We start from the raw sequence: 22,201 nt of genomic DNA on the forward strand, positions 1-22,201 counted from the left end.
AGGAGGTTCACCTTTTGTCTGAATCAGAACAGTATATGGATTTGCCATTAGAAGAAGTATTAGGTGACCGGTTTGGTCGTTATAGTAAATATATTATTCAGGATCGTGCACTTCCGGATGCAAGAGACGGCCTGAAGCCAGTACAGCGTCGTATTTTGTATGCGATGCATCAGGAAAAGAACACTCATGATAAACCTTACCGTAAATCAGCCAAGACGGTCGGTACAGTTATTGGTAACTATCACCCTCATGGAGACACTTCCGTTTATGATGCGATGGTGAGACTTAGTCAGGACTGGAAGCTAAGGAACTTGTTAGTCGAAATGCACGGGAACAACGGAAGTGTAGATGGAGACCCTCCAGCAGCGATGCGTTATACAGAAGCACGACTTTCTAGTATGGCTTCTGAACTGTTACGTGACATTGATCAGGAAACAGTGGATTACATCCCGAACTTTGATGACACCATTGCTGAACCGGTTGTGTTACCCGCAAAGTTTCCGAATCTACTTGTTAATGGTTCGACAGGAATATCAGCTGGGTACGCCACGGAAATCCCGCCACATAATTTGAGTGAAGTAATCGATGCTGTCATGATGAAAATCGATCGTCCAGATGTATCTGTTGATGAGTTGATGTCAGTTATGAAAGGCCCCGACTTCCCAACAGGCGGTATTATTCAAGGTGTTGATGGCATTAAGAAGGCTTACGAAACAGGAAAAGGAAAAATTGTCGTGCGTGGCCGTGCTGCGATTGAACAGCTCAGGGGTAATCGTGAGCAAATCGTAATTGATGAGATCCCCTATGAAGTAAACAAAGCGAACCTTGTGAAAAAGATGGACGAACTGAGGATTGATAAGAAAGTCGAAGGTATAGCAGAAGTTCGTGATGAGACAGACCGTACGGGTTTACGTATTGTAATCGAGTTGAAAAAGGATGTAGATAGTGAAGGGATTTTAAAATACCTTTATAAGGCAACAGATCTACAGATTAGTTACAACTTTAATATGGTTGCTATACACGATAAAACACCTAAGTTAATGAGCCTGAAGGGTATTCTTGATGCCTATATTGCTCACCAACGGGATGTTGTAACTCGTCAGTCTGAGTATGAATTAAGAAAAGCTAAGGAAAGAGCTCATATTGTAGAGGGGCTAATTAAAGCTATTTCTATTCTGGATGAAGTCATCACAACCATCCGTTCATCCAATGATAAACAGGATGCAAAACAAAGACTGATGGAAGAGTACGGGTTTACTGAGCCTCAATCAGAAGCCATTGTAAACCTTCAATTATATCGTCTAACGAATACAGATATTACTTCCTTAGAAAAAGAAGCGGAAGAATTAAATAAACGCATTAGTGAGTTAGAAGCCATACTTAGTGATGAGAAAAAACTTCTTAGAGTAATTAAGAAAGACTTGTCTTCTATGAAGAAGAAATATCATACAGATCGTATGACCGTTATTGAGGATGAAATTGAGAAATTAGAAATAAATCCTGAAGTAACTGTCCCAAGTGATGATGTACTTGTTTCTGTTACACAAGCTGGCTATATTAAGCGAACGAGTCTTCGTTCGTATGCGGCATCAGGAGGAGAAGACTTTGCTATGAAAGAAGGAGACCGTCTGCTTGGTTTGTTTGAGATTAACACAACGGATACAGTACTTCTTTTTACTAACAAAGGTAACTATCTGTACCTTCCTATTCACGGCTTACCGGATATTCGTTGGAAAGATCTAGGGCAGCATATTGCAAATCTAATAACGGTTGAGAAAGATGAGCGTATAATAAGAGCTGTGCCAATTAGGGATTTCTCTGAAGCAAAATATTTCTTATTTATAACGAAGGCCGGCATGATTAAACGGAGTGAAATATCTCTTTACCAGGCTCAGCGCTATTCCAAGCCGCTGGTGGCCATTAATGTTAAAGGCGAAGACGAGGTAGTAGATGTTCATGTCACAGATGGACATCAGGACATTTTCCTTGCTACGAATACCGGTTATGGATTGTGGTATCACGAATCTGAAGTGAAAATTATAGGTCAACGAGCAGCTGGTGTGAAAGCAATGGCTTTAAAAGATGATGAAGAGATTGTTGCAGGTAAAATATTTGATGAAAATAGTGATCCGTCCATTCTTCTTGTGACACAACGTGGAGCAGTCAAGCGGATGAGGCTAAAAGAGTTTGAGAAATCAACGCGTGCTAAACGCGGGGTAGTCATGTTAAGAGAGCTGAAAAGTAACCCACACAGAGTGGTTGGATTACAGCTAACACAAGGAAAAGAAATAGTGTTCCTCGAAACAGAGAATGGAACGACACAAGAAGTAAATGCAGGATCCTTTAAAGCAAGTGACAGATACAGTAATGGATCTTTTGTCATCGACCAAGATGAGTTTGGTGAAGTAGTTGCATTATGGCGAGAAGCGAATTATGAAAAAGTATTTGATAGTGAAGAAGAACCCTCATAAATAACTAAAAAGACTCTAAAGGATATTCCTTTAGAGTCTTTTTGTTATTAATCGTGATTTAAAAAGTCTTTCGTCAATCTTCCTTGGTAAAAGCGCTAAAGATGGATTGAATGAAGGCTTGATAGTTAAATCCTATAGCGATATGTTGCAGGGGGTAATCTTCCTTTTGATCGCTAATTCTTACATCTGCGATCGTCTGACCATATGCATCACCTTTTTCTACAACCACTGTTACTGGAGCTTCTATGTAATTCATGTATTCTGGATGGAATGCCGCCCAGAGGGCTAACAAATCGTGTATAGGGGCACCTGTGTTTGAATGTGTAGCATTTGTTTCTTGATAAAATTCAAAATAATAATCAAATATTTCTTTAATAATTGGGCCAATAGAAGGATCCTTACAATACGTAGTGATAATTTGGATCATATCTTTTGTGAGTATGGCAAAGTTCGTTACATTCAACGGAATGATCTTAACTTTCTTTTGAACAGTAAACACTAAGTTGGCAGCATAAGGGTCTCCGTATATATTTGCTTCTGCTACAGGTGTTACATTACCTGGTGTGAAGAAAGCGCCACCCATCACATAAATCTCTTTAATCATCTCAGCTACTTCAGGGTAAAGGACAAGCATGGAGGAAAGAGAGGAAAGTCTACCTACATTGACAACTGTAATCTGGTTGCGATGTCTCTTGATCAGGTCTACAGCTTTTGAGTAGTCGTGAATTCGTTTATTTTCAATGTTAGCCGAATATGGTGAAAGAGGGCCAAGTCCAAATTTACCATGAATTTCTTCTGGATAATGAGGAAAGGCCCCTGTATAGGGTTTATAAGCACCTCTTATTATATCGATAGAGCCTTCCGCTTTCGTTAACGCTCTTAAAAATAGAGCGTTATCTTCTGCATTATGTTCTGAAATATTACCGTAACCCGTCACAAGTCCGACAATTTCTATCGACGGATCCATTCTTGCATATAGAAGAGCGATGACATCATCAACTCCAAAATCTCCAAAGAATAGTATCTTTTTGGCCAATTAAAACACCTCCCAAACCACTTATACAATATATGGTAAAAACAATAATTTATAACAATTAGTAACGCAACTAGTTGAGGATGCAAAATAAAAAAACGATCGCATAAAAACTTAGTAGCAACTCCGAATGGTAATAAAGAACGAAGATCAAAAAATAATTTTAATTATTCTGAAATTTGTGCTACGATGTAAAGGAAAAACAAAATGAAAGTAGATGATCTATGAAAGAGTTAAAAGAAAGAATTATAGATTCAGCACTCATTTTATTTGAGAACAAAGGTTATCATGGTGTAACAGTCAATCAGATTGTGGAGAATTGTAATGCTTCAAAAGGAGGGTTTTACCACCACTTTGATTCAAAAGATGAATTGTTATATGTGATACATGACACCTTCATTACATATGTTTTAGAAAAAGCGCATGTAGCGAAGGAAACCTACCACCATCCCACAGATCAACTTCAAGCGATGATTACATCCTTCGTAAAAGTATTTGACCTATATAAGCCGCACATTTATGTATTCTATCAGGAAAGCACGTATTTAAAGCCTCAGTATGAAGAACGTATTAAAGAAAAGAGAAAACAGTTTAAAGAACTCCTGTTTTCTGTAATTGAAAAGGGACAGCAAACTGGCGAGTTCAGGAGTGAATTGCCTGTTGTGATTACGGGTATGTCTATTCTTGGAATGGTGAACTGGACCTATAAATGGTATAGAAAAGATGGAGGTAAGAGCATCGAAGAGATTGCAGATATTTATGTTGACTTAATTTTACACTCTATATTACAAGAACCAACGAAGCGTCTTTTACATTTATAAAAGACTATTTTTATGTTTTGTGATAAAGCGCTTACATTTGAGTTGTACCGACTAAGCGGTCGGTCAATTTATTATTGATATAAGGAGTGAAAGGTATGAACTTTGAATTAAGTAAAGAGCAAGAAATGACACAAAAAATGGTCAGGGATTTTGCTCAGGAGGTAATAGCTCCTAGAGCTGTTGAGTTAGATAAGACATCCACTTTTCCAAAGGATATCTTTGATCAGATGGGGGAGCTTGGACTTTTAGGTATTCCATTCCCAGAACAATATGGAGGGTCGGGGGGGGATACGATTACATATGCGTTAGCTGTAGAAGAAATTGGACGTGTATGTGGAGGAACAGGGCTGAGCTATGCCGCTGCTGTATCCCTAGGGTCGAGTCCAATTTACTATTTTGGAACAGAAAAGCAAAAAGAAGAATTTTTAGTTCCATTAGCTAAGGGTGAAGCTCTTGCATCTTTTGGGTTAACAGAGCCGAATGCCGGAAGTGACGCTGGAGGCACTCAAACAAGAGCAATAAGAGATGGAGATGAATTTGTCATTAACGGAGAAAAGTCTTGGATTACAAATGCCGGATACGCAAAAACCTTAACGGTTACAGCGGTATCAGGTAAAGATGATAAAGGGAAAAATATTATATCTGCTTTTCTTGTTCCTACAGATACTCCTGGTCTCAAAATTTCAAGTAACTATGACAAGATGGGGGTGAGAGCATCAAATACATCAGAGATTATCTTAGAGGATGTACGCGTCCCGAAAGAGAATATATTAGGTGATCCATCTAAAGGATTTAAGCAGTTTTTATATACACTAGATGGAGGTCGTATTTCTATCGCTGCTTTAGCTGTCGGTATTGCGCAAGCCTCCTTAGACAAAGCTTTAGCATATGCGAAAGAACGAAAGCAATTTGGGCAACCTATTTCAAATTTTCAAGCGATTCAATTTAAGTTAGCAGATATGGCTATGGAAGTTGAGTTAGCTCGGAACATTGTTTTAAAGGCTGCGTGGTTGAAAGATCAGAAAAAGCCATTCACAAAAGAGTCAGCCTATGCCAAGTTGTTTGCATCTGAAACCGCTTTCCGATCTGCCAACCAAGCCATACAGATTCATGGTGGATATGGATATATGCGCGAGTATGAGGTAGAACGCTTTTTGCGTGATGCAAAGCTTTTAGAAATAGGTGAAGGGACCTCAGAGATTCAGCGTTTGGTTATCAGTCGTCAACTAGGTTGCTAGTATTCATTTTCATTAAAAAGGAGGAAGATGTCAGGTGTCCTTATTAGAAGTGACGGTCGGAGAGTTGTTAGAAGAGAAAGCGAAAGCATTTCCAGACCATGAAGCTTTTGTTTATCCTGAGCTAGGGTTACGTAAGACTTACCGCGAATTTGATGAAATGACTGATGCTGCAGCTAAAGGGTTTATGAGTTTAGGGATTGAAAAAGGAGAACATGTTGCTATTTGGGCAGATAATAAACCTGAATGGCTGATCTCTCAATTTGCTACAGCTAAAATGGGAGCAGTTCTCGTTACAGTAAATACAAACTATCAAGCTAGGGAACTAGAATATTTATTAAAACAATCGGATGCAACCACCCTTGTGTTGGCAGAAGAATATAAAGGAACCTCCTATTTAGAAATTCTAAATGAAATATGCCCTGAACTTGAGAGCTCAGAAAAAGGAGATCTCTACTGCCCCTCATTACCTTATTTAAAAAATATTATTGTACTTAGTGACCGTCAATCTTCTTTCATGTATAACTTTGAAGAGGTCGTTGAAAAAGGAAAGAATATCTCCTCCAATCAGCTCGCTCAACGTAAGAAGACATTGTCATATAATGATGTAATTAATATGCAGTATACATCTGGAACAACAGGCTTTCCAAAAGGCGTTATGTTGTCCCATTACAATATTGTGAATAACGGTAAACAAGTATCTGATGCAATGAAGCTCACTGAAGAAGATCGCCTTTGTATACCTGTTCCATTTTTTCATTGTTTTGGTTGTGTACTTGGAACAATGGCGGCTGTATCAAAAGGAACAACAATGGTCATCTTGGAACAATTCGATCCTGTTACTGTTATGAGAGCCGTTCAAGACGAGCGGTGCACAGGTTTACATGGAGTGCCGACAATGTTTATTGCTGAACTCAATCATCCTGAGTTTGTTAACTATACGTTTTCACATTTGCGGACTGGAATTATGGCAGGTTCTACCTGTCCAATGGAAGTAATGAAAAAGGTCATTGTAAACATGGGAGCATCGGAGATTACAATCGCCTATGGTCAGACAGAATCTTCTCCTGTTATTACTCAAACCACTACAGATGATCCAATTGAACGAAGAGTTGGAAGCGTAGGAAAAGCTCACCCTCATGTTGAAGTTAAAGTGATTGATCCGGCAACAAATGAAGAAGTAGAAGCAGGGACCCCAGGAGAACTCTGTACCAGAGGATATTTAGTAATGGAAGGTTATTATAAAAATAAAGAAGCAACTTATGCTGCTATTGATGAAGAAGGTTGGCTTCATACCGGTGATATAGCTGTAATGGATGAAAAGGGATATGTTGAAATAACTGGGCGTATAAAAGACATGATTATACGCGGAGGTGAAAACATCTATCCAAGAGAGGTAGAAGAATTTATATATACTCATCCTGATATCCTTGATGTACAAGTGATTGGAGTTCCTGATGAGAAGTACGGTGAAGAACTAATGGCATGGGTTATTGTTAAAGAAGGAAGAGAGCTTTCAAAAGATCAGCTGATATCGTTTTGTCAGGGGAAGATTTCTCGTCATAAAATCCCAAGATATGTTGAATTTGTTTCAGAGTATCCAATGACCGCAAGTGGAAAGATACAGAAGTTTAAGCTAAGGGAAAACGCGCTCCACCTTATTCAAAAAAATACTTAATTGGACTGGAGGATGCTACTATGTTTGCAAAACTACTCATAGCAAATCGTGGCGAAATTGCGTCTCGAATTATCCGGACATGTAAGCGTTTAAATATTCAAACTGTGGCGATTTATTCCGAACCAGATGAGGATAGTCCTTATGTTAAAGAAGCAGATGAAGCTTATCCCCTTGGTGGGTCTAGGGTTCATGAAAGTTATCTGCAAGTAGATAAAGTATTGGATATAGCTAAAAATGCAAATGTGGATGCAATCCATCCTGGCTACGGGCTATTAAGCGAAAATGCTGATTTTGCCGAGCGTATACAATCAGAAGGAATTACCTTTGTGGGACCAACGAGTGATGTTATTCGAAGTATGGGAAGTAAAGTAGAAGCAAGAACTACCATGAAACGAGCTGGAGTTCCCATCATTCCCGGGACATCTTCTTCAACTGAAGACGTAGATGCTGCTATTGAAGCTGCTTCGGACATTGGTTATCCCATAATGCTGAAAGCTTCAGCCGGTGGTGGTGGTATTGGTATGCAAGTCGTGAACACTGACGAAGAATTAAGAAAAGCTTATGGAAGTAATGCGAAGCGAGCTCAAATGTTTTTTGGCGATGGGACAATGTTTTTAGAGAAGAAGATTGTAAATCCCCACCATATTGAAATTCAGGTGCTGGCAGACCAAGAAGGAAATGCTCTTTATCTATTTGAAAGGGAGTGTTCTGTGCAACGCAGACACCAAAAGGTAGTTGAAGAAGCCCCCTCTCCTTTTATTTCTGAAGAAACAAGGGAAAAAATGGGCGGAGCTGCTCTGAAAGCAGTTCGAGCACTTGGGTATCAAAATGCAGGTACAGTAGAATTTTTGGTAGATGAAAATCAACAATTCTACTTTCTAGAGATGAACACACGACTTCAAGTAGAACATCCTGTAACAGAGGAAATAACAGGATTTGATTTAGTAGAAGAGCAGATCCGTATCGCTTATGGGGAATCTTTACGGTACAAACAAAATGAGTTAACGATCCATGGTCATGCCATTGAGGTTCGAGTTTATGCCGAAGATCCAAAGACTTTTTATCCAGCACCTGGGCAAATGACAGATTTGCAAATACCAGTTGGGGATCACATCAGACACGAGTTGGCTGTCCACTCAAGCAGCTTCGTATCACCTTTCTACGATCCTATGATAGCAAAATGCATTACTTGGGGAGAGACGAGGGAAGAAGCGATTGAACGGATGTCTTACGCCCTTAGTCAGTATGAAGTAGAAGGGATCAAAACGAACCTTCCTATGCTAAGAACTGTTCTTAGTCACGATCTATTTAAACAAGGAAATATCACAACTAATTTTGTAGAAGAACACTATCTAAAGGAGGAAGCAAAATGACAGAAGTAAAAGCTAATATGGCAGGAAGTGTATGGAAAATTGTTGTAACAGAAGGGGACCAAGTTACATCTGGTCAAGATCTATTAATTTTAGAATCCATGAAAATGGAGATCCCCATTGCTACAGATGATGAGGGCACTGTGAAAGAACTAAAGGTTCAAGAGGGAGATTTCGTAAACGAGGGAGATGTTGTTGCCATACTTGAATAAAGGGAGGAGATTTTTATGCAGCTACCTAGCGAAGTAAAGGTTAAAGAAGTCGGACCAAGAGATGGATTGCAAAATGAAAAGGAACATATATCTACTATTGATAAAATTGAGTGGATTAACCAGCTCTCAGAAACAGGACTTTCCTATATAGAAATCACCTCATTTGTGCATCCAAAATGGATCCCCCAATTGGGCGATGCGGTAGATGTAGCAAGACAAATTAATCGAAACCCGGAGGTAACATATGCGGCCCTCGTTCCTAATGAAAGAGGGCTAGAACGAGCGTTGGAAGCTGACATCGATGAGGTTTCAATCTTCATGTCTGCTTCTGAAGCGCATAACCGGAAAAATATTAATAAGTCTATAGGAGAAACGTATCCTGTTTTATCACCGGTAGTTGAGACAGCTAAGAGTGAAGGGAAATCCGTTCGAGCATATGTTTCTACTGTGTTTGGTTGTCCATATGATGGGAAAGTCGAAATGAATCAAGTTTTATCCGTCTGTGAACGTTTGTTTGAAATGGGAATTGATGAATGCTCAATAGGAGATACCATCGGAGTCGCAAACCCTTTGCAAGTGGAGCAAGTGCTTAGTTCTTTAAGTGATTATTTTCCAAAAGATAAATTAGCCCTTCATTTTCACAATACAAGAGGCACGGCTCTTGCTAACGTTTTGACGGCTCTACAATTAGGGTTTACGACGTTTGATAGTTCGCTTGGAGGATTGGGTGGATGCCCTTATGCCAAAGGGGCTTCAGGAAATCTCGCTACAGATGATCTTCTCTATATGCTCGAGGAAATGGGCATTCATTCTGGCATTGATCATCGTAAACTTTTGAAGTCAGGAGAATGGATCCAAAACGTTGTCGGAAAACCACTTCCAAGTCACCATATGCAAATGCTCAGAAGCGGAGGGATACATGTTTGAAGAAAGTTGTAGAACTGCAAAAACTAGATGGATATGTATACGAAATCTCTTTATCGCGTCCTGAAGCAGCAAATGCGTTCTCGCATGCCTTGATGGATGATCTTGACGCTTGTTTAGAAGAAGTGGAGGCATCCACAGATGTAAGGTGTGTAATTATTAAAGGGACGGGTGAAAAAGCCTTTTGCGCTGGTGCTGATTTAAAGGAACGGCAGGGTATGAGTGATCAACAAGTCATCAAAACCGTACATAGAATCGGCCAATGCATTAAGAGAGTTGAAGCGTTAGAGATCCCTACTATAGCCTCTATAAACGGTGTAGCCTTTGGTGGTGGTCTCGAACTTGCACTAGCTTGCGACCTTCGTATAGCAAGGGACGATACGAAGATGGGTTTGACAGAAACATCACTTGGTATCATCCCAGGGGCAGGGGGGACTCAGCGTCTTCCTCGCTTAGTAGGAATAGGTAAAGCAAAAGAAATGATCTATAGCGCTATCAGAATCTCTTCAGAAGAAGCGATGAATATTGGTTTAGTAGAAAGGGTTGTTCCGTCGTCTGTACTATTAGAAGAAACGAGGATTCTTGCTAGTCTTATTGCCAAGAATGCACCACTTGCACTAAAACAGGCAAAACGAGCGATTGATTCAGGAATAAACACAGATAAAGAAACAGGTCTCTGTATTGAATCCCTTTGCTATCAGCAAACCATCCCAACAGAAGACCGTTTAGAAGGGTTGAACGCTTTCAAAGAGAAACGCACCCCACAATATAAAGGAAGATAACAAAGGAGGAGAATCTATATGACAACGAAATATGATCAAACATTTCAAGATAAAGTCGATGAAATTAAACAAGGTGGATCAGACAAATATCATCAAAAAAATGCAGAAAAAGGGAAAATGTTTGTTCGTGATCGCTTAGAGCAGTTATTTGATGATGGAATCGATGTTGAAGATGCTTTCTTTGCCAATTGTCAGGATGGCAGTCTTCCTGCCGATGGCGTTGTAACAGGTATAGGTAAAATAAACGGAGAAACAGTTTGTGTGATGGCTAATGATTCTACAGTTAAAGCAGGGTCTTGGGGAGCACGAACTGTCGAAAAAATTATCCGTATACAAGAAACGGCTGAAAAACTTGAAGTCCCGATGTTATACTTAGTGGACTCAGCAGGAGCAAGAATTACGGATCAAGTTGAAATGTTCCCAGGAAGACGTGGAGCGGGTCGTATTTTCTATAATCAAGTTAAACTTTCAGGTCGTGTTCCTCAAGTTTGCTTACTCTTTGGACCTTCAGCCGCTGGTGGAGCATACATCCCTGCATTTTGTGACATTGTTGTTATGGTAGAAGGAAATGCATCCATGTATTTAGGTTCCCCTCGTATGGCTGAGAAGGTCATTGGAGAAAAAGTAAGCCTTGAAGAAATGGGCGGGGCAAAGATGCACTGTTCTGAATCTGGTTGTGGAGATGTACTAGCAAAGACGGAGCAAGAAGCCATTGAATACGCAAGAAACTATTTAAGCTATTTTCCGAAAAATTTCAGAATACCTGCACCAACTAAAGATCCGCTACCTGTAAAACCTCACGATAAAACCATCCAGGATTTAATACCCGAAAACCAAAATGCTCCTTTTGATATGTACGAACTAATCGACCATTTAATTGATGAAGACTCATTTTGTGAGATTAAGAAGTTATTTGCGAGGGAACTGATTACTGGACTAGCTCGAATGAACGGAAAACCTGTTGGAATTATCGCGAACCAACCACGTATGAAAGGTGGCGTGTTATTCCACGATTCAGCAGATAAAGCCGCCAAATTTATTAATCTATGTGATGCGTTCCATATACCGCTTCTATTCTTAGCTGACATTCCAGGATTTATGATTGGAACACGTGTAGAAAAAGCAGGGATCATTCGCCATGGGGCTAAGATGATATCAGCCATGAGTGAAGCAAGCGTACCAAAAATTTCTGTAATTGTCCGCAAAGCATACGGTGCCGGCCTTTATGCTATGGCAGGTCCAGCTTTTGAGCCGGATTGTTGCATTGCTCTTCCTAGCGCTCAAATAGCTGTAATGGGTCCAGAAGCTGCTGTTAATGCTGTATATGCTAATAAAATTGCTGAACTATCAGAAGAAGATCGACCTCAATTCATAAAGGAAAAGCAAGAAGAATATAAAGAGAATATCGATATCTATCGCCTGGCTTCTGAAATGGTTGTAGATGATATAGTTGATCCTAACCGGTTACGAGCAGAGCTGATTACCCGGTTTGCCTCTTATGAAACAAAACGTCTACAATTTACAGAACGAAAACATGGGGTTTACCCGGTCTAGTACGTTTGTTTTTTGCAGATAGCTATTAAATGGCGATAGAATTGACAAGCACATCAAGGGCTTTTCTTTAGAGATTAAACTGACCCTTAATGGAGGTTCTACAAATGAAATTACAAACAATTTTAAACAAAATCGACTACACGACTCTGCAAGGGGACGTTCAAGTAAACATTGAATCTGTTGCTTACCATTCTGGGTTAATCCAACAAGATTCATTGTTCATTTGCCTTGAAGGAACGAAGCGAGATGGACATGATTACATTGCCCAAGCGGTTATGAAGGGCGCAGTAGCGATCGTTATTCAAAAACAAGTAGGCCTGGAGTTCGTTCCAGATGACATGACAGTCATACAAGTTGATGATACTAGGCATGCGTTACCCATCATTGCGAGTCAGTTCTATAGCCATCCCTCACAAGCTTTTCGTTTAGTAGGTGTCACGGGGACAAACGGTAAAACGTCTGTATCTCATCTCATCTCCTCTATACTTCAGTATACAGGTAGAAAGGTTGGCACAGTTGGAACACTTGGAAATCGTATAAATAATGAGGATATTAAAGCTTATCGCACTACACCAACTACCCCTGAGACAGTAGATCTGCAAGCTTCCTTTGCAGCTATGCGCGATCAAAGCGTTACGGACGTAGTTATGGAAGTATCGTCAATGGGACTAAAAAATAAGCGTGTCTTGGAGTGTCAGTTTGATGTGGGGATCTTTACGAATCTCTCGCAAGATCATTTAGACGATCATGGTTCTTTTGAAGATTATAAGGAAAGCAAACTCTCTTTATTTCCCATGTGCCCTTATTCCATTCTAAACATTGATGATCCTTTTGCTTCTGAATTTATTGGGGCAACTAACGGTTCTTATGAAACATACGGAATTGAGAATAAGGAAGCAGACCTTAATGCAACAGGTATCAAAAGTGATGAAAAGGGCGTACATTTTCAGGTTAATCATAAAGAATTTCAAAATGATGTATATGTTCCCATACCAGGTGAATTTACTGTTTCGAACTCTCTAGCAGCTATATGTTGTTGTCTTCATTTAGGGCTTGATATTGAAGATATTATTGAAGCGCTAAAGCACGTTAAAGGTCCAGATGGACGTTTGCAAACGATTCATTCTCCTGAAGGATATACAGTCATGGTAGATTATGCTCATACCCCTGACGCATTAGAGAAAGTTTTATTAAATTTATCCCCTATAAAAAAAGGGAATATATTTGTTGTATTTGGTTGCGGTGGTGATCGTGACCGAGGCAAGCGTGCTGTGATGGGAGAAATAGCTTCTAGGTGGAGCGATTACGTTATTCTCACGACAGATAACCCGCGTTCAGAAGAGCCGGCTAGCATCCTAGCTGATGTAGAAGAAGGCATGCAAGCTCCTGGAGACTATGAAATTATTGAAGATCGTGAAGAAGCGATTCAGCGCGCGCTAAGCATGGCAGAACCGCGGGACATTGTCCTTATCGCAGGGCGTGGAAATGAAAACTACCAGGAAGTAAACGGATCAAAGCGTTCTTTAAATGATTTTGATGTGGTTGAAAGGTTTATGAATCAACACACTTCAACTATCAAGGAGGGATAAATCATAACGAGCCAGGTGAAGAGGCGTATTGTGTTTGGTTGTGGGCTTTTTTTGGGATTATATCTACTACTGAAAGGGATCGATTTCTTCCAAGAATACGGAAGTAACATTGGTTCATCACCTGAATTGCAATTGTTTTTAATCGATGTTACCAATCTACTCCCTTTTCAACAAACTACAATCACTGGAACGATTTTGTTAGTAATGGGATCGATCATCGCTGTCTTATCATTTGTGGCTTTTCTTCGTACAAATCAACATGATCATTATCAAAATGTGGACCAAAACGGTAAATGATTACCTGTTAACAGAAAAACCGCTCCCTTATAAGAGGGAGCGGTTTTTTTATTGGTAAACTTCATTCATAATTCTTTTCAAGATATGAATTTGTTCGTCAAAGAGAATTTTATAATGTTTTTTCATAACTTCAAATTCTTCTGTTCCTTGTTCCGTTACACGGTACCAATATACTTTTTGGCGTTTTTTCTCAAGGGACTTGTAGTCTTCACGTCGTTGTAATAAACCTTCTTCTGTCATGTCATGAAGGGTATCGAGTAACGTTGAAGGAGCTGGCTGCCAGTTGCCTGTCAGCTTACTAAACTCCTCTTTAAAATGTTCACTGATTAAAGATGTGCGCTTGTGCAACAAATGTAAAATATAAAACTTTGTAAACTGAGCGGCAGACATGTTCAAAGCAAATTTCTTTGGATTGTTCTTGTTTGACATCCATTCCACACCCCTTTTGGTAGAAAATAAGTTTGTTGCCAACATCTACATATCTAGTATACCATATTATATACTTAGTAGTAACTCAGAATGTACATAATAAAACCCTTGAGAACAGCATAATAGCCATTCTCAAGGGGACATACTATTCTATAAAACTCTTATCAACTAACCCTTCTAGATCTGGTTGTTCTTTTAAGAATTCCAAATCGAATGATGAGTTAGCAAACATTTGAAGGTAGTCGGGGTTAATTTCGTATGTGAACGTTATACGCTCCCATGCACTGTCAATTACGCTTCGAGATAACTCTTGATCTGTAATATCTTTAATCTTGTTAATAGCAATCGTTTTGGATTCATCAGGATTTTCTTGAATAAATTCCGTCGCCTTCATGTGTCCATCAACTAATTTTTGAACGAGTTCCGATTCATTCTTAACCAAATTGCTAGATGTTACAAACACGGCGGCAGGAAGTGTTTCACCGTAAGCTACGTTCTTCGTGTCAATTAGAACATCTCCATATCCTTCTTCTTCAATATAAGAAGCCCAAGGTTCTGGAACGGTTGCTACATCCACTTTGCCATTCGCAAATTGTTGAGCATATGTTGCTGGTTTACCTGTCACATGCTTCATATCTCCGTTTAAACGATCAGATTTCATTCCAAATTCGCGCATCATTAGTGTTTCGAATTGCACATCATGAGTACAGCCAACTCGAGGAGAGATAAACGTTTTTCCTTTAATATCTTCTGGTGAGGTAATACCGGAATCTTTTCGAGACATTATGACTGTACCGCCCGTAGAACCTGCGGCTAATATGTTAATCTCCGCTCCGTTTGTAAAATGATTCATTGCCGGGCCAGGGCCTACCAAGCCGCCGTGAATTTCACCAGTTTCAATTGCTGTCATAAAGCTAGAACCATCTGGAAAGTACTTATAACTTACTTCCGTACCATCTGGCAATGTCTCTTCGTAAAAGTTCTTTTCTTCTGCTACCATTCCAGCAACGTGATTAATATTTGGGAAGTATCCAATTACAATTTCCTCAGGTGTTTCCCCTGATGTAGACTTACTTCCACAAGCCGATAATATAACGGCTAGGAGAGCAATCGTGCATACATATAGTAATTTTTTCATAAGTCATCCACCTCTTTTAAAAGTTTTATAATAGACCCCAGCGTTTCATGACGGTTTTCTCTAATTTAGAGAAGACAAGATGATCTACAGTTGAGCCAATCACACCAATAATCAAAATAATTGCCATAACAACGTCAACTCTTGCAAAGTCAAAAGCGTACGTTAAGGAGTAGCCAAGTCCGGGTCCGTTACTTAATAATTCACCTGCCATCAAGGCACGCCAGCTAAATGCCCAAGCAAGACGGATGCCGGTCATGAAGTGAGGAACAGAAGCGGGGATTTCAACCTTAAAGAACAGCTCTAAACCGTTCACCCCCATAGTTCGTGCTGCCTTCTTGAAAGATGAAGGAACGTTACGAAGTGCTGTTCGTGTATTGAGAGCCATTACAAAAACTCCACCTATAATGACTACAAATATTACAGCCATTTCGTTGAATCCAAATAGTAATAGGGAAAGAGGAACCCAAGCGATACTAGGGATACTTTGTAAAGCTATTAAGTACATACCAGCTGTTTCATCCGCTTGTTTAGATTTAGCTAACAATACACCAATCGATGTACCAAGTACAATACTAATGGGTAGGCCATATAATAAATGTTTAAAACTAGCCAAAAGGGCTTTCGTTAAAGTCCCATCACCAAATCCTTCAATCAAAGCATAGTAGACATCAAGAGGAGGCGGGAATGCGATATCTGGGAAGACTCCCGCTGAATAGACACCTTGCCAGAGAGCAATAACCGCTACAAGAAATAAAATTCGTTTCAGTAAGATTTTCATTGTAATTCTTCCTTTAAAACTTTGTTGATTTCTCCTTCTAATAATCCCATTACATGCTGCTCCATAGCGATGACATTAGAATTTGTTCTTACTCTAGGTCTTGGGAGTGTAATGGATAAATCCTCAATAATGCGACCAGGACGTGTTCCCATTACGATAATTCGGTCTGATAACTTAATAGCTTCAGAGATTGAATGGGTGACAAAGAGTATGGTTTTCTGGTCTTCTGACCATATCCGTAATAACTCGTCGTGTAAGATGTGCCTGGTTTGTTCATCTAAAGCACCAAATGGTTCATCCATTAGTAACACTTTCGGATCCATAGCAAGGGCACGGGCAATCGCTACTCGTTGTTGCATACCACCTGAAAGTTCATGAGGGTAAGATTGTGTGAAACGACTAAGATGGACCATTTGTAAATACTTCTTTGCTGTCGTGGCTTGCTCTTTCTTCGATAGGTGTTTTAATGGAAACTTAACGTTTTCTAAGACATTTAACCATGGGAATAGTGCAGGTTGCTGAAAGACCATACCTCTGTCCGGACCGGGTTTTGATACTGGCTGATCTTCTAAAAGGATATCTCCATCCGTTATAGACTCAAGACCCGCTATCATAGAGAGAAGCGTCGATTTACCGCAACCTGATGGACCTAATATAGATACAAAGTTATGTTCCTCTATAGAAAGGTTGATGTCAGAAAAAACCTCCCATGCTCCGTTCTCTTCGTGTGGAAAAGATTTCGATACGTTGTTGAATTCTAAGTACATTAGCTCAGCCCTTTTCTTTAATTCTTATAAGAATAATCGGAATTATATGCGTTATATTATACGGTTCTGTGGAAAAACGTGTCAACCTATTTTAGAATTTTATGAAATTTCATTTTCAGAATGATTGATCTACCGAAAGTTGATAACTGTTTAATGTGTAGAAATATGGTACAATATGTGCGGTATTGGCTTACATAATTTACGTTTCATATATAAAACTCACATATTTTTAACAAGGATTTCAGGCTTTTGTAGTGAAAAGGAAGCTAGATTACTGATATGATTAGAATTAGATGGAACAGTAAAAACATATTTGGTTTATCAAAATGTACATAGAGTAAAATAGCATTGATATGGAAACCTTAAACATTAATAGTGAAATAAAGGAGTATGCAGCTTGAAGATCGCCATTGTAACAGAAACCTTCTTACCATCTACTGACGGAGTGGTAACAAGGCTTAAAGAAGCTATTAAATACCTGAGGAGCCAGCAACATGAAGTCGTTGTTATTGCTCCTGACTTAGGTGTTTATGAATATGAGGGAGCTATTGTGGAGGGTGTAAAGACAACGACTTTGCCCTTTTATAAATATCGTCCTTTCTCATTGCCGAATAAGGTAGTAAAGTCATTACTTCAAAAACACAATCCGGACATCGTTCATGTAGTGAACCCTGCCCTTGTTGGAGTGTCAGGAGTGAAGTATGCAAAGGAATTGAATCTCCCCTTGCTAGCTTCTTATCACACCCACGTTCCAAAATACTTGGACTACTATAAATTATATGCCTTTAAACCGTTACTATGGTGGCATTTTAAACGCCTTCATAATCAAGCGGACCTGAATCTTTGTACTTCACAAGCGGTTAAAGATGAACTTGATGAAGAAGGATTTTATAATGTTCATGTATGGAAACGTGGCGTAGCAGTGGATCGTTATTCTCCAGAACATTATAGTCAGGAAATGAGGAATCGTCTTACAGGAGGAGAACCACATAAGAAGTTGCTGGTTTTTGTTGGACGGCTTGCAGCTGAGAAGGAGATACACAAACTGAAGCCGCTTCTTGAACAGCGAGACGATGTCCGATTAGCCATTGTTGGAGACGGTCCAGCTCGTGAACAAGTTGAGAAAACATTTGAAGATACAACTGCGATCTTTACAGGTTTTTTGCATGGAGATGAGCTAAATCAAGCATTTGCATCAGCTGATGCCTTTATTTTCCCTTCTGTAACGGAGACGTTAGGACTTGTTATTTTAGAAGCGATGGCCTCAGGACTTCCTGTCATCGCAGCAAAGAGTGGTCCTACTATGGAGCAAGTAGAAGATGGACGAACAGGACTATTGTTTGAAAATGAAGATACTCAAAGCTTGATTGAAGCGGTAGAGAAGATAGAAGATGCGGAGCTTATGCAAACTCTACGAGAAAATGCTCGAGCAGAAGCGGAAAAGTTCAGTTGGACAAAACCTTCTGCACAGTTATTGGAGTATTATGAGCAAGTGTTAGGATCTATAAAAATGAAACAAGCAAATTGAAACCATCATGAAAAGTCTTAGTCATCCTAAGGCTTTTTCTTTTTATCCTTAAAGGAGGCATATATAATGAATTCTGAAAAACGTAAGATGCTAGCTGGGGATTTGTATGACGCAAGTGACGAGGAATTAGTCAAAGACCGACTTAATGCCAGGGAATTAACAAGACTTTTTAACCAGTCAACAGAAACGGAAAGCACTAGACGTACAGATATATTAAAAGCGTTGTTTGGCTCTACAGGCGATAATCTTGCCATAGAACCCACTTTTAGATGCGATTATGGATATAACATTCATGTAGGTGAGGATTTCTATGCCAATTTTGACTGCATTATTTTAGATGTTTGTCCAGTAACAATAGGAGATCAATGTTTATTAGCTCCAGGTGTTCGAATTCTCACAGCTACTCATCCGATAGATCCGGAAACAAGAAGTTCAGGGCTTGAGTATGGTAAACCGGTAACCATCAAAGATCATGTATGGATTGGTGCGAATGCAATCATTAACCCTGGTGTTACCATAGGTCATAATGTAATCATTGGCTCTGGAGCTGTCGTCACAAAGGATGTACCGGATAATGTCATAGTTGGGGGTAACCCTGCTCGAATTATTAAAAAAGTTGAATTTAACACAAATGCATAGCGTCTAAAAAAGATGAAGAAATGGATAACTTATTTATTCCTTCATCTTTCTTAATATAAAAAATGATAAATCCTTAAAATTGTAGTAACTATTTCATGTATAGTCATTATTATACGCTTTAAGAAAATAGCAACATTTTTACATAAATAAAACATAGAATGAATCGAACCCACGATAATTTGATCACTATATGCAAGTTTTTAGAATAAATATACATCATCCATTGCTTCTTTTGTTCGCTGTGAGCTTAAATTAATGATTCATTACAAGAATATAACGCAATGTCTTAGGAGAGGATCACATGGAGTTAAAAAGAGTAGAAAAAGAAGAAGACATTAAAGCCATTTATCCGCTTATGTGCCAGTTACGTAGTCATTTAAATCAAGTAGACTATGTGGAGCTTGTCTCAGAAGCCATGGCTTTTGACAGATACCAACTTGTAGCATTAATGGAACATGAAAAGCCTGTGGCGGTGATCGGATATAAAAGGATGACGACATTATACTATGGGCGGTTTATATGGGTATGTGATTTGGTCACAGATCAGAAAGAGCGTTCAAAAGGTTATGGAAACCAGTTACTTACCTATGTAGAGAAAGAAGCAGCAACTTTAGGGTTCGATACAGTTGCTTTATCCTCTGGTATAAAGAGACATCTGGCCCACCGCTTTTATGAGGATCATAAAGGATACAGCAAAGTGAGTTTTGTGTTTAAGAAAAGCGTCGAGTGAAGTTTACATTCCTTATTTTATTACGGACTTACATGTAAGATTTACGGTCCTATTAAAGACATTGTTTCAAGGTACCCCTTACCATAAGATAAAAATAACTAGGATACTATGATTGTGGAAAAGGGGGAATTAAATTTTGAGGAATATTCATGATTTAGAGGAAAAAATGTGTGAACCATCTGCTGGTTTAGTACGAGATATCACCTTACTTGATGGTGATATTATGATATTAGGAGTAGGCGGAAAAATGGGACCGACATTAGCAAAGCTAGCTAAAAATGCAGTCGATCGAGCTAAAGAGCAAAAACAGATTTATGCTGTTTCAAGATTCTCGAAAGGTTCTCTTAGAAGTGAGCTTGAAGCGTTTGGAGTTAAGACTATTGCAGCTGATCTGTTAGATGAAGACCAGCTACATCAATTACCTGATGTGAAGAATATCATCTATATGGTTGGCCATAAATTTGGAACTACAGGAAACGAACATTTCACATGGGCTATGAATTCCTTTTTACCTGGTCTAGTAGCAAAGAAATTTAAAAATTCACGAATTGTGTCGTTCTCAACGGGAAATGTATATCCCCTTACCTCTGTTAAAAACGGCGGTGTATCAGAAGAATACCCTACTGCCCCAATTGGGGAGTATGCACAATCATGCCTTGGGCGTGAACGTGTATTTACTTATTATTCTCACAAATACAACATTCCTCAGCTTCATTTTCGCTTAAACTACGCTATAGATCTTCGCTATGGCGTACTCCTTGAAATAGCTAAATCTGTAAAAGAAGGCAAGCCAGTTGATGTTACGATGGGCCATGCTAATGTAATTTGGCAAGGTGATGCGAACGACATGGCTTTACGTTCTTTATTATATTGTAGTTCTCCTCCTCAAACCCTTAACGTTACAGGTCCTGAAACAATGTCCATTCGCTGGGCTGCTGAGCAGTTTGGTGAGTTAATGAATCGCACACCAGTCATTATTGGAGAAGAACAAGATACAGCTTTATTGAGTAATGCTTCAAAAGCTCACAAGCTCTTTGGATACCCCAGGGTGACTCTACGAGAAATGATCGAGTGGACAGCAGACTGGTTAGAATATGAGGGAGAGACCCTTGATAAACCGACCCACTTTCAGGAGAGGGAGGGAAAGTATTAAGTGGATACACGCATAAATAAAGAAAAGTGGAAGTTACTACACGAAGGTACCGTTATTCCAGCACATCCTTTAGCTCTAACGAAAACAAAAGAATTAGATGAAAGAAGACAACGAGCATTAACGCGTTACTATATGGAGAGTGGGGCTGGTGGAATTGCTGTAGGAGTTCATACGACTCAATTTGAAATACGGGAACCAGAAATTAATTTGTACGAAACTGTTCTTAGGTTGGCTGCAGAGGAAGTAAATCATGCTAGTCTTAAGAAACCTTTCTTAAAAATAGCAGGAATTTGCGGCCCAACTAATCAAGCTCTTGCAGAAGCTAAACTTGCGAAAGATTTACGTTACGATATAGGACTTGTGAGTATGGGTGGTTTGCACTTAACGGAGGAAGAACACCTAATACGAGTGAAGGAAATCGCGAATATTATGCCGGTATTTGGATTCTATCTTCAACCTTCAGTAGGTGGAAGAACGTTTTCTTATGAGTTTTGGGAACAATTTGCTGAAATTGAAGGGGTATGTGCTGTAAAAATGGCACCCTTTAACCGTTATCAGACGCTTGACGTTGTGAGAGCTGTATGTAACTCCAGTCGGGTGGATGAAATTGCTCTTTATACAGGGAATGACGACAATATCGTCATTGATTTACTTACAAGTTATCAATTCACGGTCAATGAAAAAACCGTTACAAAACCGATTGTAGGTGGCCTCCTTGGCCATTGGGCTGTTTGGACATCTAAAGCGGTTCAACTACTTGAAGAAATTAAGAAAATACGAAGAAAAGAAGTTCTACCTTCCTCAATACTTACGACTGCTACACATGTTACAGATAGTAATGCGGCACTATTTGACGCTAGTCATCACTACAAAGGTTGTATTGCAGGCATTAATGAAGTGTTGAGAAGACAAGGTTTATTGTCTGAGAATACGTGCTTAAGTGATCAAGAACGCTTAAGTCCAGGGCAATCAGAAGAAATTAATCGTATTTACGAGCAATATCCCCACCTTAATGATGATTACTTTGTAAACGAGAATTTAGAGAAGTGGCTCTTGGAAAGATAGATGACTTA

General features: G+C 39.3%; 21 protein-coding genes. 16 read left to right on the forward strand and 5 right to left on the reverse strand.

The annotated features are described in order from the left end of the window. Nucleotides 1–14: 14 nt before the first annotated feature. Nucleotides 15–2,471 carry a DNA topoisomerase IV subunit A gene (parC, locus tag IEW76_RS00815; protein WP_188650002.1) on the forward strand — a complete coding sequence of 819 codons (2,457 nt, stop codon included), beginning with the start codon at nt 15–17 and terminating at the stop codon, nt 2,469–2,471. Nucleotides 2,472–2,544: 73 nt separating this feature from the next. On the opposite strand, the gene IEW76_RS00820 is transcribed toward parC, so the two are convergent. Next, complete coding sequence (locus tag IEW76_RS00820; RefSeq protein ID WP_188650004.1) at nt 2,545–3,507, reverse strand: nucleoside hydrolase; 963 nt, start codon at nt 3,505–3,507, stop codon at nt 2,545–2,547. A gap of 221 nt (nt 3,508–3,728) precedes the next feature. On the opposite strand from IEW76_RS00820, the gene IEW76_RS00825 reads away from it, so the two are divergent. From IEW76_RS00825 to IEW76_RS00870, 10 genes are all read left to right on the forward strand, one after another. Beyond that, nucleotides 3,729–4,325: a TetR/AcrR family transcriptional regulator gene (locus tag IEW76_RS00825; RefSeq protein WP_188650005.1), complete on the forward strand. Its 597-nt coding sequence runs from the start codon at nt 3,729–3,731 to the stop codon at nt 4,323–4,325. A gap of 95 nt (nt 4,326–4,420) precedes the next feature. Continuing rightward, complete coding sequence (locus IEW76_RS00830) at nt 4,421–5,563, forward strand: acyl-CoA dehydrogenase (protein ID WP_188650007.1); 1,143 nt, start codon at nt 4,421–4,423, stop codon at nt 5,561–5,563. A gap of 34 nt (nt 5,564–5,597) precedes the next feature. Then, nucleotides 5,598–7,238 carry an AMP-binding protein gene (locus IEW76_RS00835; RefSeq protein ID WP_188650009.1) on the forward strand — a complete coding sequence of 547 codons (1,641 nt, stop codon included), beginning with the start codon at nt 5,598–5,600 and terminating at the stop codon, nt 7,236–7,238. A 20-nt stretch (nt 7,239–7,258) separates the two neighbouring features. Continuing rightward, nucleotides 7,259–8,611: an acetyl-CoA carboxylase biotin carboxylase subunit gene (locus tag IEW76_RS00840; protein ID WP_188650011.1), complete on the forward strand. Its 1,353-nt coding sequence runs from the start codon at nt 7,259–7,261 to the stop codon at nt 8,609–8,611. Continuing rightward, nucleotides 8,608–8,820, forward strand: a complete 213-nt coding sequence (locus tag IEW76_RS00845; protein ID WP_188650013.1) for an acetyl-CoA carboxylase biotin carboxyl carrier protein subunit — start codon at nt 8,608–8,610, stop codon at nt 8,818–8,820. The genes IEW76_RS00840 and IEW76_RS00845 overlap by 4 nt, the downstream gene beginning before the upstream one ends. A 15-nt stretch (nt 8,821–8,835) precedes the next feature. Further along, entirely contained in the window at nt 8,836–9,747 is a 912-nt protein-coding gene (locus tag IEW76_RS00850; RefSeq protein ID WP_188650015.1) for a hydroxymethylglutaryl-CoA lyase, read from the forward strand. After that, complete coding sequence (locus IEW76_RS00855) at nt 9,744–10,526, forward strand: enoyl-CoA hydratase (protein ID WP_229721076.1); 783 nt, start codon at nt 9,744–9,746, stop codon at nt 10,524–10,526. Before IEW76_RS00850 ends, IEW76_RS00855 begins: the two co-directional genes overlap by 4 nt. An 18-nt stretch (nt 10,527–10,544) precedes the next feature. Beyond that, on the forward strand, nt 10,545–12,080 hold the full coding sequence (locus IEW76_RS00860; protein ID WP_188650018.1) for an acyl-CoA carboxylase subunit beta: 1,536 nt from the start codon (nt 10,545–10,547) through the stop codon (nt 12,078–12,080). A 104-nt stretch (nt 12,081–12,184) separates the two neighbouring features. Next, complete coding sequence (locus IEW76_RS00865) at nt 12,185–13,669, forward strand: UDP-N-acetylmuramoyl-L-alanyl-D-glutamate--2,6-diaminopimelate ligase (protein ID WP_188650020.1); 1,485 nt, start codon at nt 12,185–12,187, stop codon at nt 13,667–13,669. Between the two features lie 51 nt (nt 13,670–13,720). After that, the gene (locus IEW76_RS00870; RefSeq protein ID WP_188650022.1) at nt 13,721–13,966 is read left to right on the forward strand and encodes a hypothetical protein; all 246 of its coding nucleotides are present in this window, start codon (nt 13,721–13,723) and stop codon (nt 13,964–13,966) included. A gap of 48 nt (nt 13,967–14,014) precedes the next feature. Here IEW76_RS00870 and IEW76_RS00875 read toward each other — a convergent pair whose 3' ends face one another. The 4 genes from IEW76_RS00875 to IEW76_RS00890 form a co-directional block, all read right to left on the reverse strand. Next, nucleotides 14,015–14,395 carry a PadR family transcriptional regulator gene (locus IEW76_RS00875; protein ID WP_036779022.1) on the reverse strand — a complete coding sequence of 127 codons (381 nt, stop codon included), beginning with the start codon at nt 14,393–14,395 and terminating at the stop codon, nt 14,015–14,017. A gap of 145 nt (nt 14,396–14,540) precedes the next feature. Then, the gene (locus IEW76_RS00880) at nt 14,541–15,533 is read right to left on the reverse strand and encodes an ABC transporter substrate-binding protein (RefSeq protein WP_188650024.1); all 993 of its coding nucleotides are present in this window, start codon (nt 15,531–15,533) and stop codon (nt 14,541–14,543) included. Between the two features lie 25 nt (nt 15,534–15,558). Beyond that, nucleotides 15,559–16,311, reverse strand: coding sequence for an ABC transporter permease (locus tag IEW76_RS00885; RefSeq protein WP_188650025.1), 753 nt, complete (start codon nt 16,309–16,311; stop codon nt 15,559–15,561). Beyond that, complete coding sequence (locus tag IEW76_RS00890; protein WP_188650027.1) at nt 16,308–17,078, reverse strand: ABC transporter ATP-binding protein; 771 nt, start codon at nt 17,076–17,078, stop codon at nt 16,308–16,310. The genes IEW76_RS00885 and IEW76_RS00890 overlap by 4 nt, the downstream gene beginning before the upstream one ends. 397 nt (nt 17,079–17,475) lie before the next feature. On the opposite strand from IEW76_RS00890, the gene IEW76_RS00895 reads away from it, so the two are divergent. The 5 genes from IEW76_RS00895 to IEW76_RS00915 all read left to right on the forward strand — a co-directional run bounded on the left by IEW76_RS00895 (nt 17,476) and on the right by IEW76_RS00915 (nt 22,193). Further along, nucleotides 17,476–18,606 (forward strand): glycosyltransferase family 4 protein, encoded by a 1,131-nt coding sequence (locus IEW76_RS00895; RefSeq protein WP_188650029.1) that lies wholly within the window; start codon nt 17,476–17,478, stop codon nt 18,604–18,606. 66 nt (nt 18,607–18,672) lie between these two features. Then, nucleotides 18,673–19,245, forward strand: coding sequence for a sugar O-acetyltransferase (locus tag IEW76_RS00900; protein ID WP_188650031.1), 573 nt, complete (start codon nt 18,673–18,675; stop codon nt 19,243–19,245). Nucleotides 19,246–19,546: 301 nt separating this feature from the next. Continuing rightward, nucleotides 19,547–19,975: a GNAT family N-acetyltransferase gene (locus IEW76_RS00905; RefSeq protein WP_188650033.1), complete on the forward strand. Its 429-nt coding sequence runs from the start codon at nt 19,547–19,549 to the stop codon at nt 19,973–19,975. Between the two features lie 136 nt (nt 19,976–20,111). Continuing rightward, on the forward strand, nt 20,112–21,128 hold the full coding sequence (locus tag IEW76_RS00910; protein WP_188650034.1) for an NAD-dependent epimerase/dehydratase family protein: 1,017 nt from the start codon (nt 20,112–20,114) through the stop codon (nt 21,126–21,128). After that, nucleotides 21,129–22,193 (forward strand): dihydrodipicolinate synthase family protein, encoded by a 1,065-nt coding sequence (locus IEW76_RS00915; protein ID WP_188650036.1) that lies wholly within the window; start codon nt 21,129–21,131, stop codon nt 22,191–22,193. It abuts the gene before it with no gap. Nucleotides 22,194–22,201 lie beyond the last annotated feature (8 nt).

This window comes from Pontibacillus salipaludis (assembly GCF_014642405.1).
Lineage (GTDB): Bacteria > Bacillota > Bacilli > Bacillales > BH030062 > Pontibacillus > Pontibacillus salipaludis.

What these genes read in the sequence shown, in the direction of transcription:
- IEW76_RS00890 (WP_188650027.1), bottom strand. Translation starts at nt 17,078, where the DNA reads ATGTACTTAGAATTCAACAACGTATCGAAATCTTTTCCACACGAAGAG.
- IEW76_RS00875 (WP_036779022.1), bottom strand. Translation starts at nt 14,395, where the DNA reads ATGTCAAACAAGAACAATCCAAAGAAATTTGCTTTGAACATGTCTGCC.
- IEW76_RS00850 (WP_188650015.1), top strand. Translation starts at nt 8,836, where the DNA reads ATGCAGCTACCTAGCGAAGTAAAGGTTAAAGAAGTCGGACCAAGAGAT.
- IEW76_RS00885 (WP_188650025.1), bottom strand. Translation starts at nt 16,311, where the DNA reads ATGAAAATCTTACTGAAACGAATTTTATTTCTTGTAGCGGTTATTGCT.
- IEW76_RS00825 (WP_188650005.1), top strand. Translation starts at nt 3,729, where the DNA reads ATGAAAGAGTTAAAAGAAAGAATTATAGATTCAGCACTCATTTTATTT.
- IEW76_RS00830 (WP_188650007.1), top strand. Translation starts at nt 4,421, where the DNA reads ATGAACTTTGAATTAAGTAAAGAGCAAGAAATGACACAAAAAATGGTC.
- IEW76_RS00840 (WP_188650011.1), top strand. Translation starts at nt 7,259, where the DNA reads ATGTTTGCAAAACTACTCATAGCAAATCGTGGCGAAATTGCGTCTCGA.
- IEW76_RS00900 (WP_188650031.1), top strand. Translation starts at nt 18,673, where the DNA reads ATGAATTCTGAAAAACGTAAGATGCTAGCTGGGGATTTGTATGACGCA.
- IEW76_RS00880 (WP_188650024.1), bottom strand. Translation starts at nt 15,533, where the DNA reads ATGAAAAAATTACTATATGTATGCACGATTGCTCTCCTAGCCGTTATA.
- IEW76_RS00845 (WP_188650013.1), top strand. Translation starts at nt 8,608, where the DNA reads ATGACAGAAGTAAAAGCTAATATGGCAGGAAGTGTATGGAAAATTGTT.
- IEW76_RS00865 (WP_188650020.1), top strand. Translation starts at nt 12,185, where the DNA reads ATGAAATTACAAACAATTTTAAACAAAATCGACTACACGACTCTGCAA.
- IEW76_RS00860 (WP_188650018.1), top strand. Translation starts at nt 10,545, where the DNA reads ATGACAACGAAATATGATCAAACATTTCAAGATAAAGTCGATGAAATT.
- IEW76_RS00905 (WP_188650033.1), top strand. Translation starts at nt 19,547, where the DNA reads ATGGAGTTAAAAAGAGTAGAAAAAGAAGAAGACATTAAAGCCATTTAT.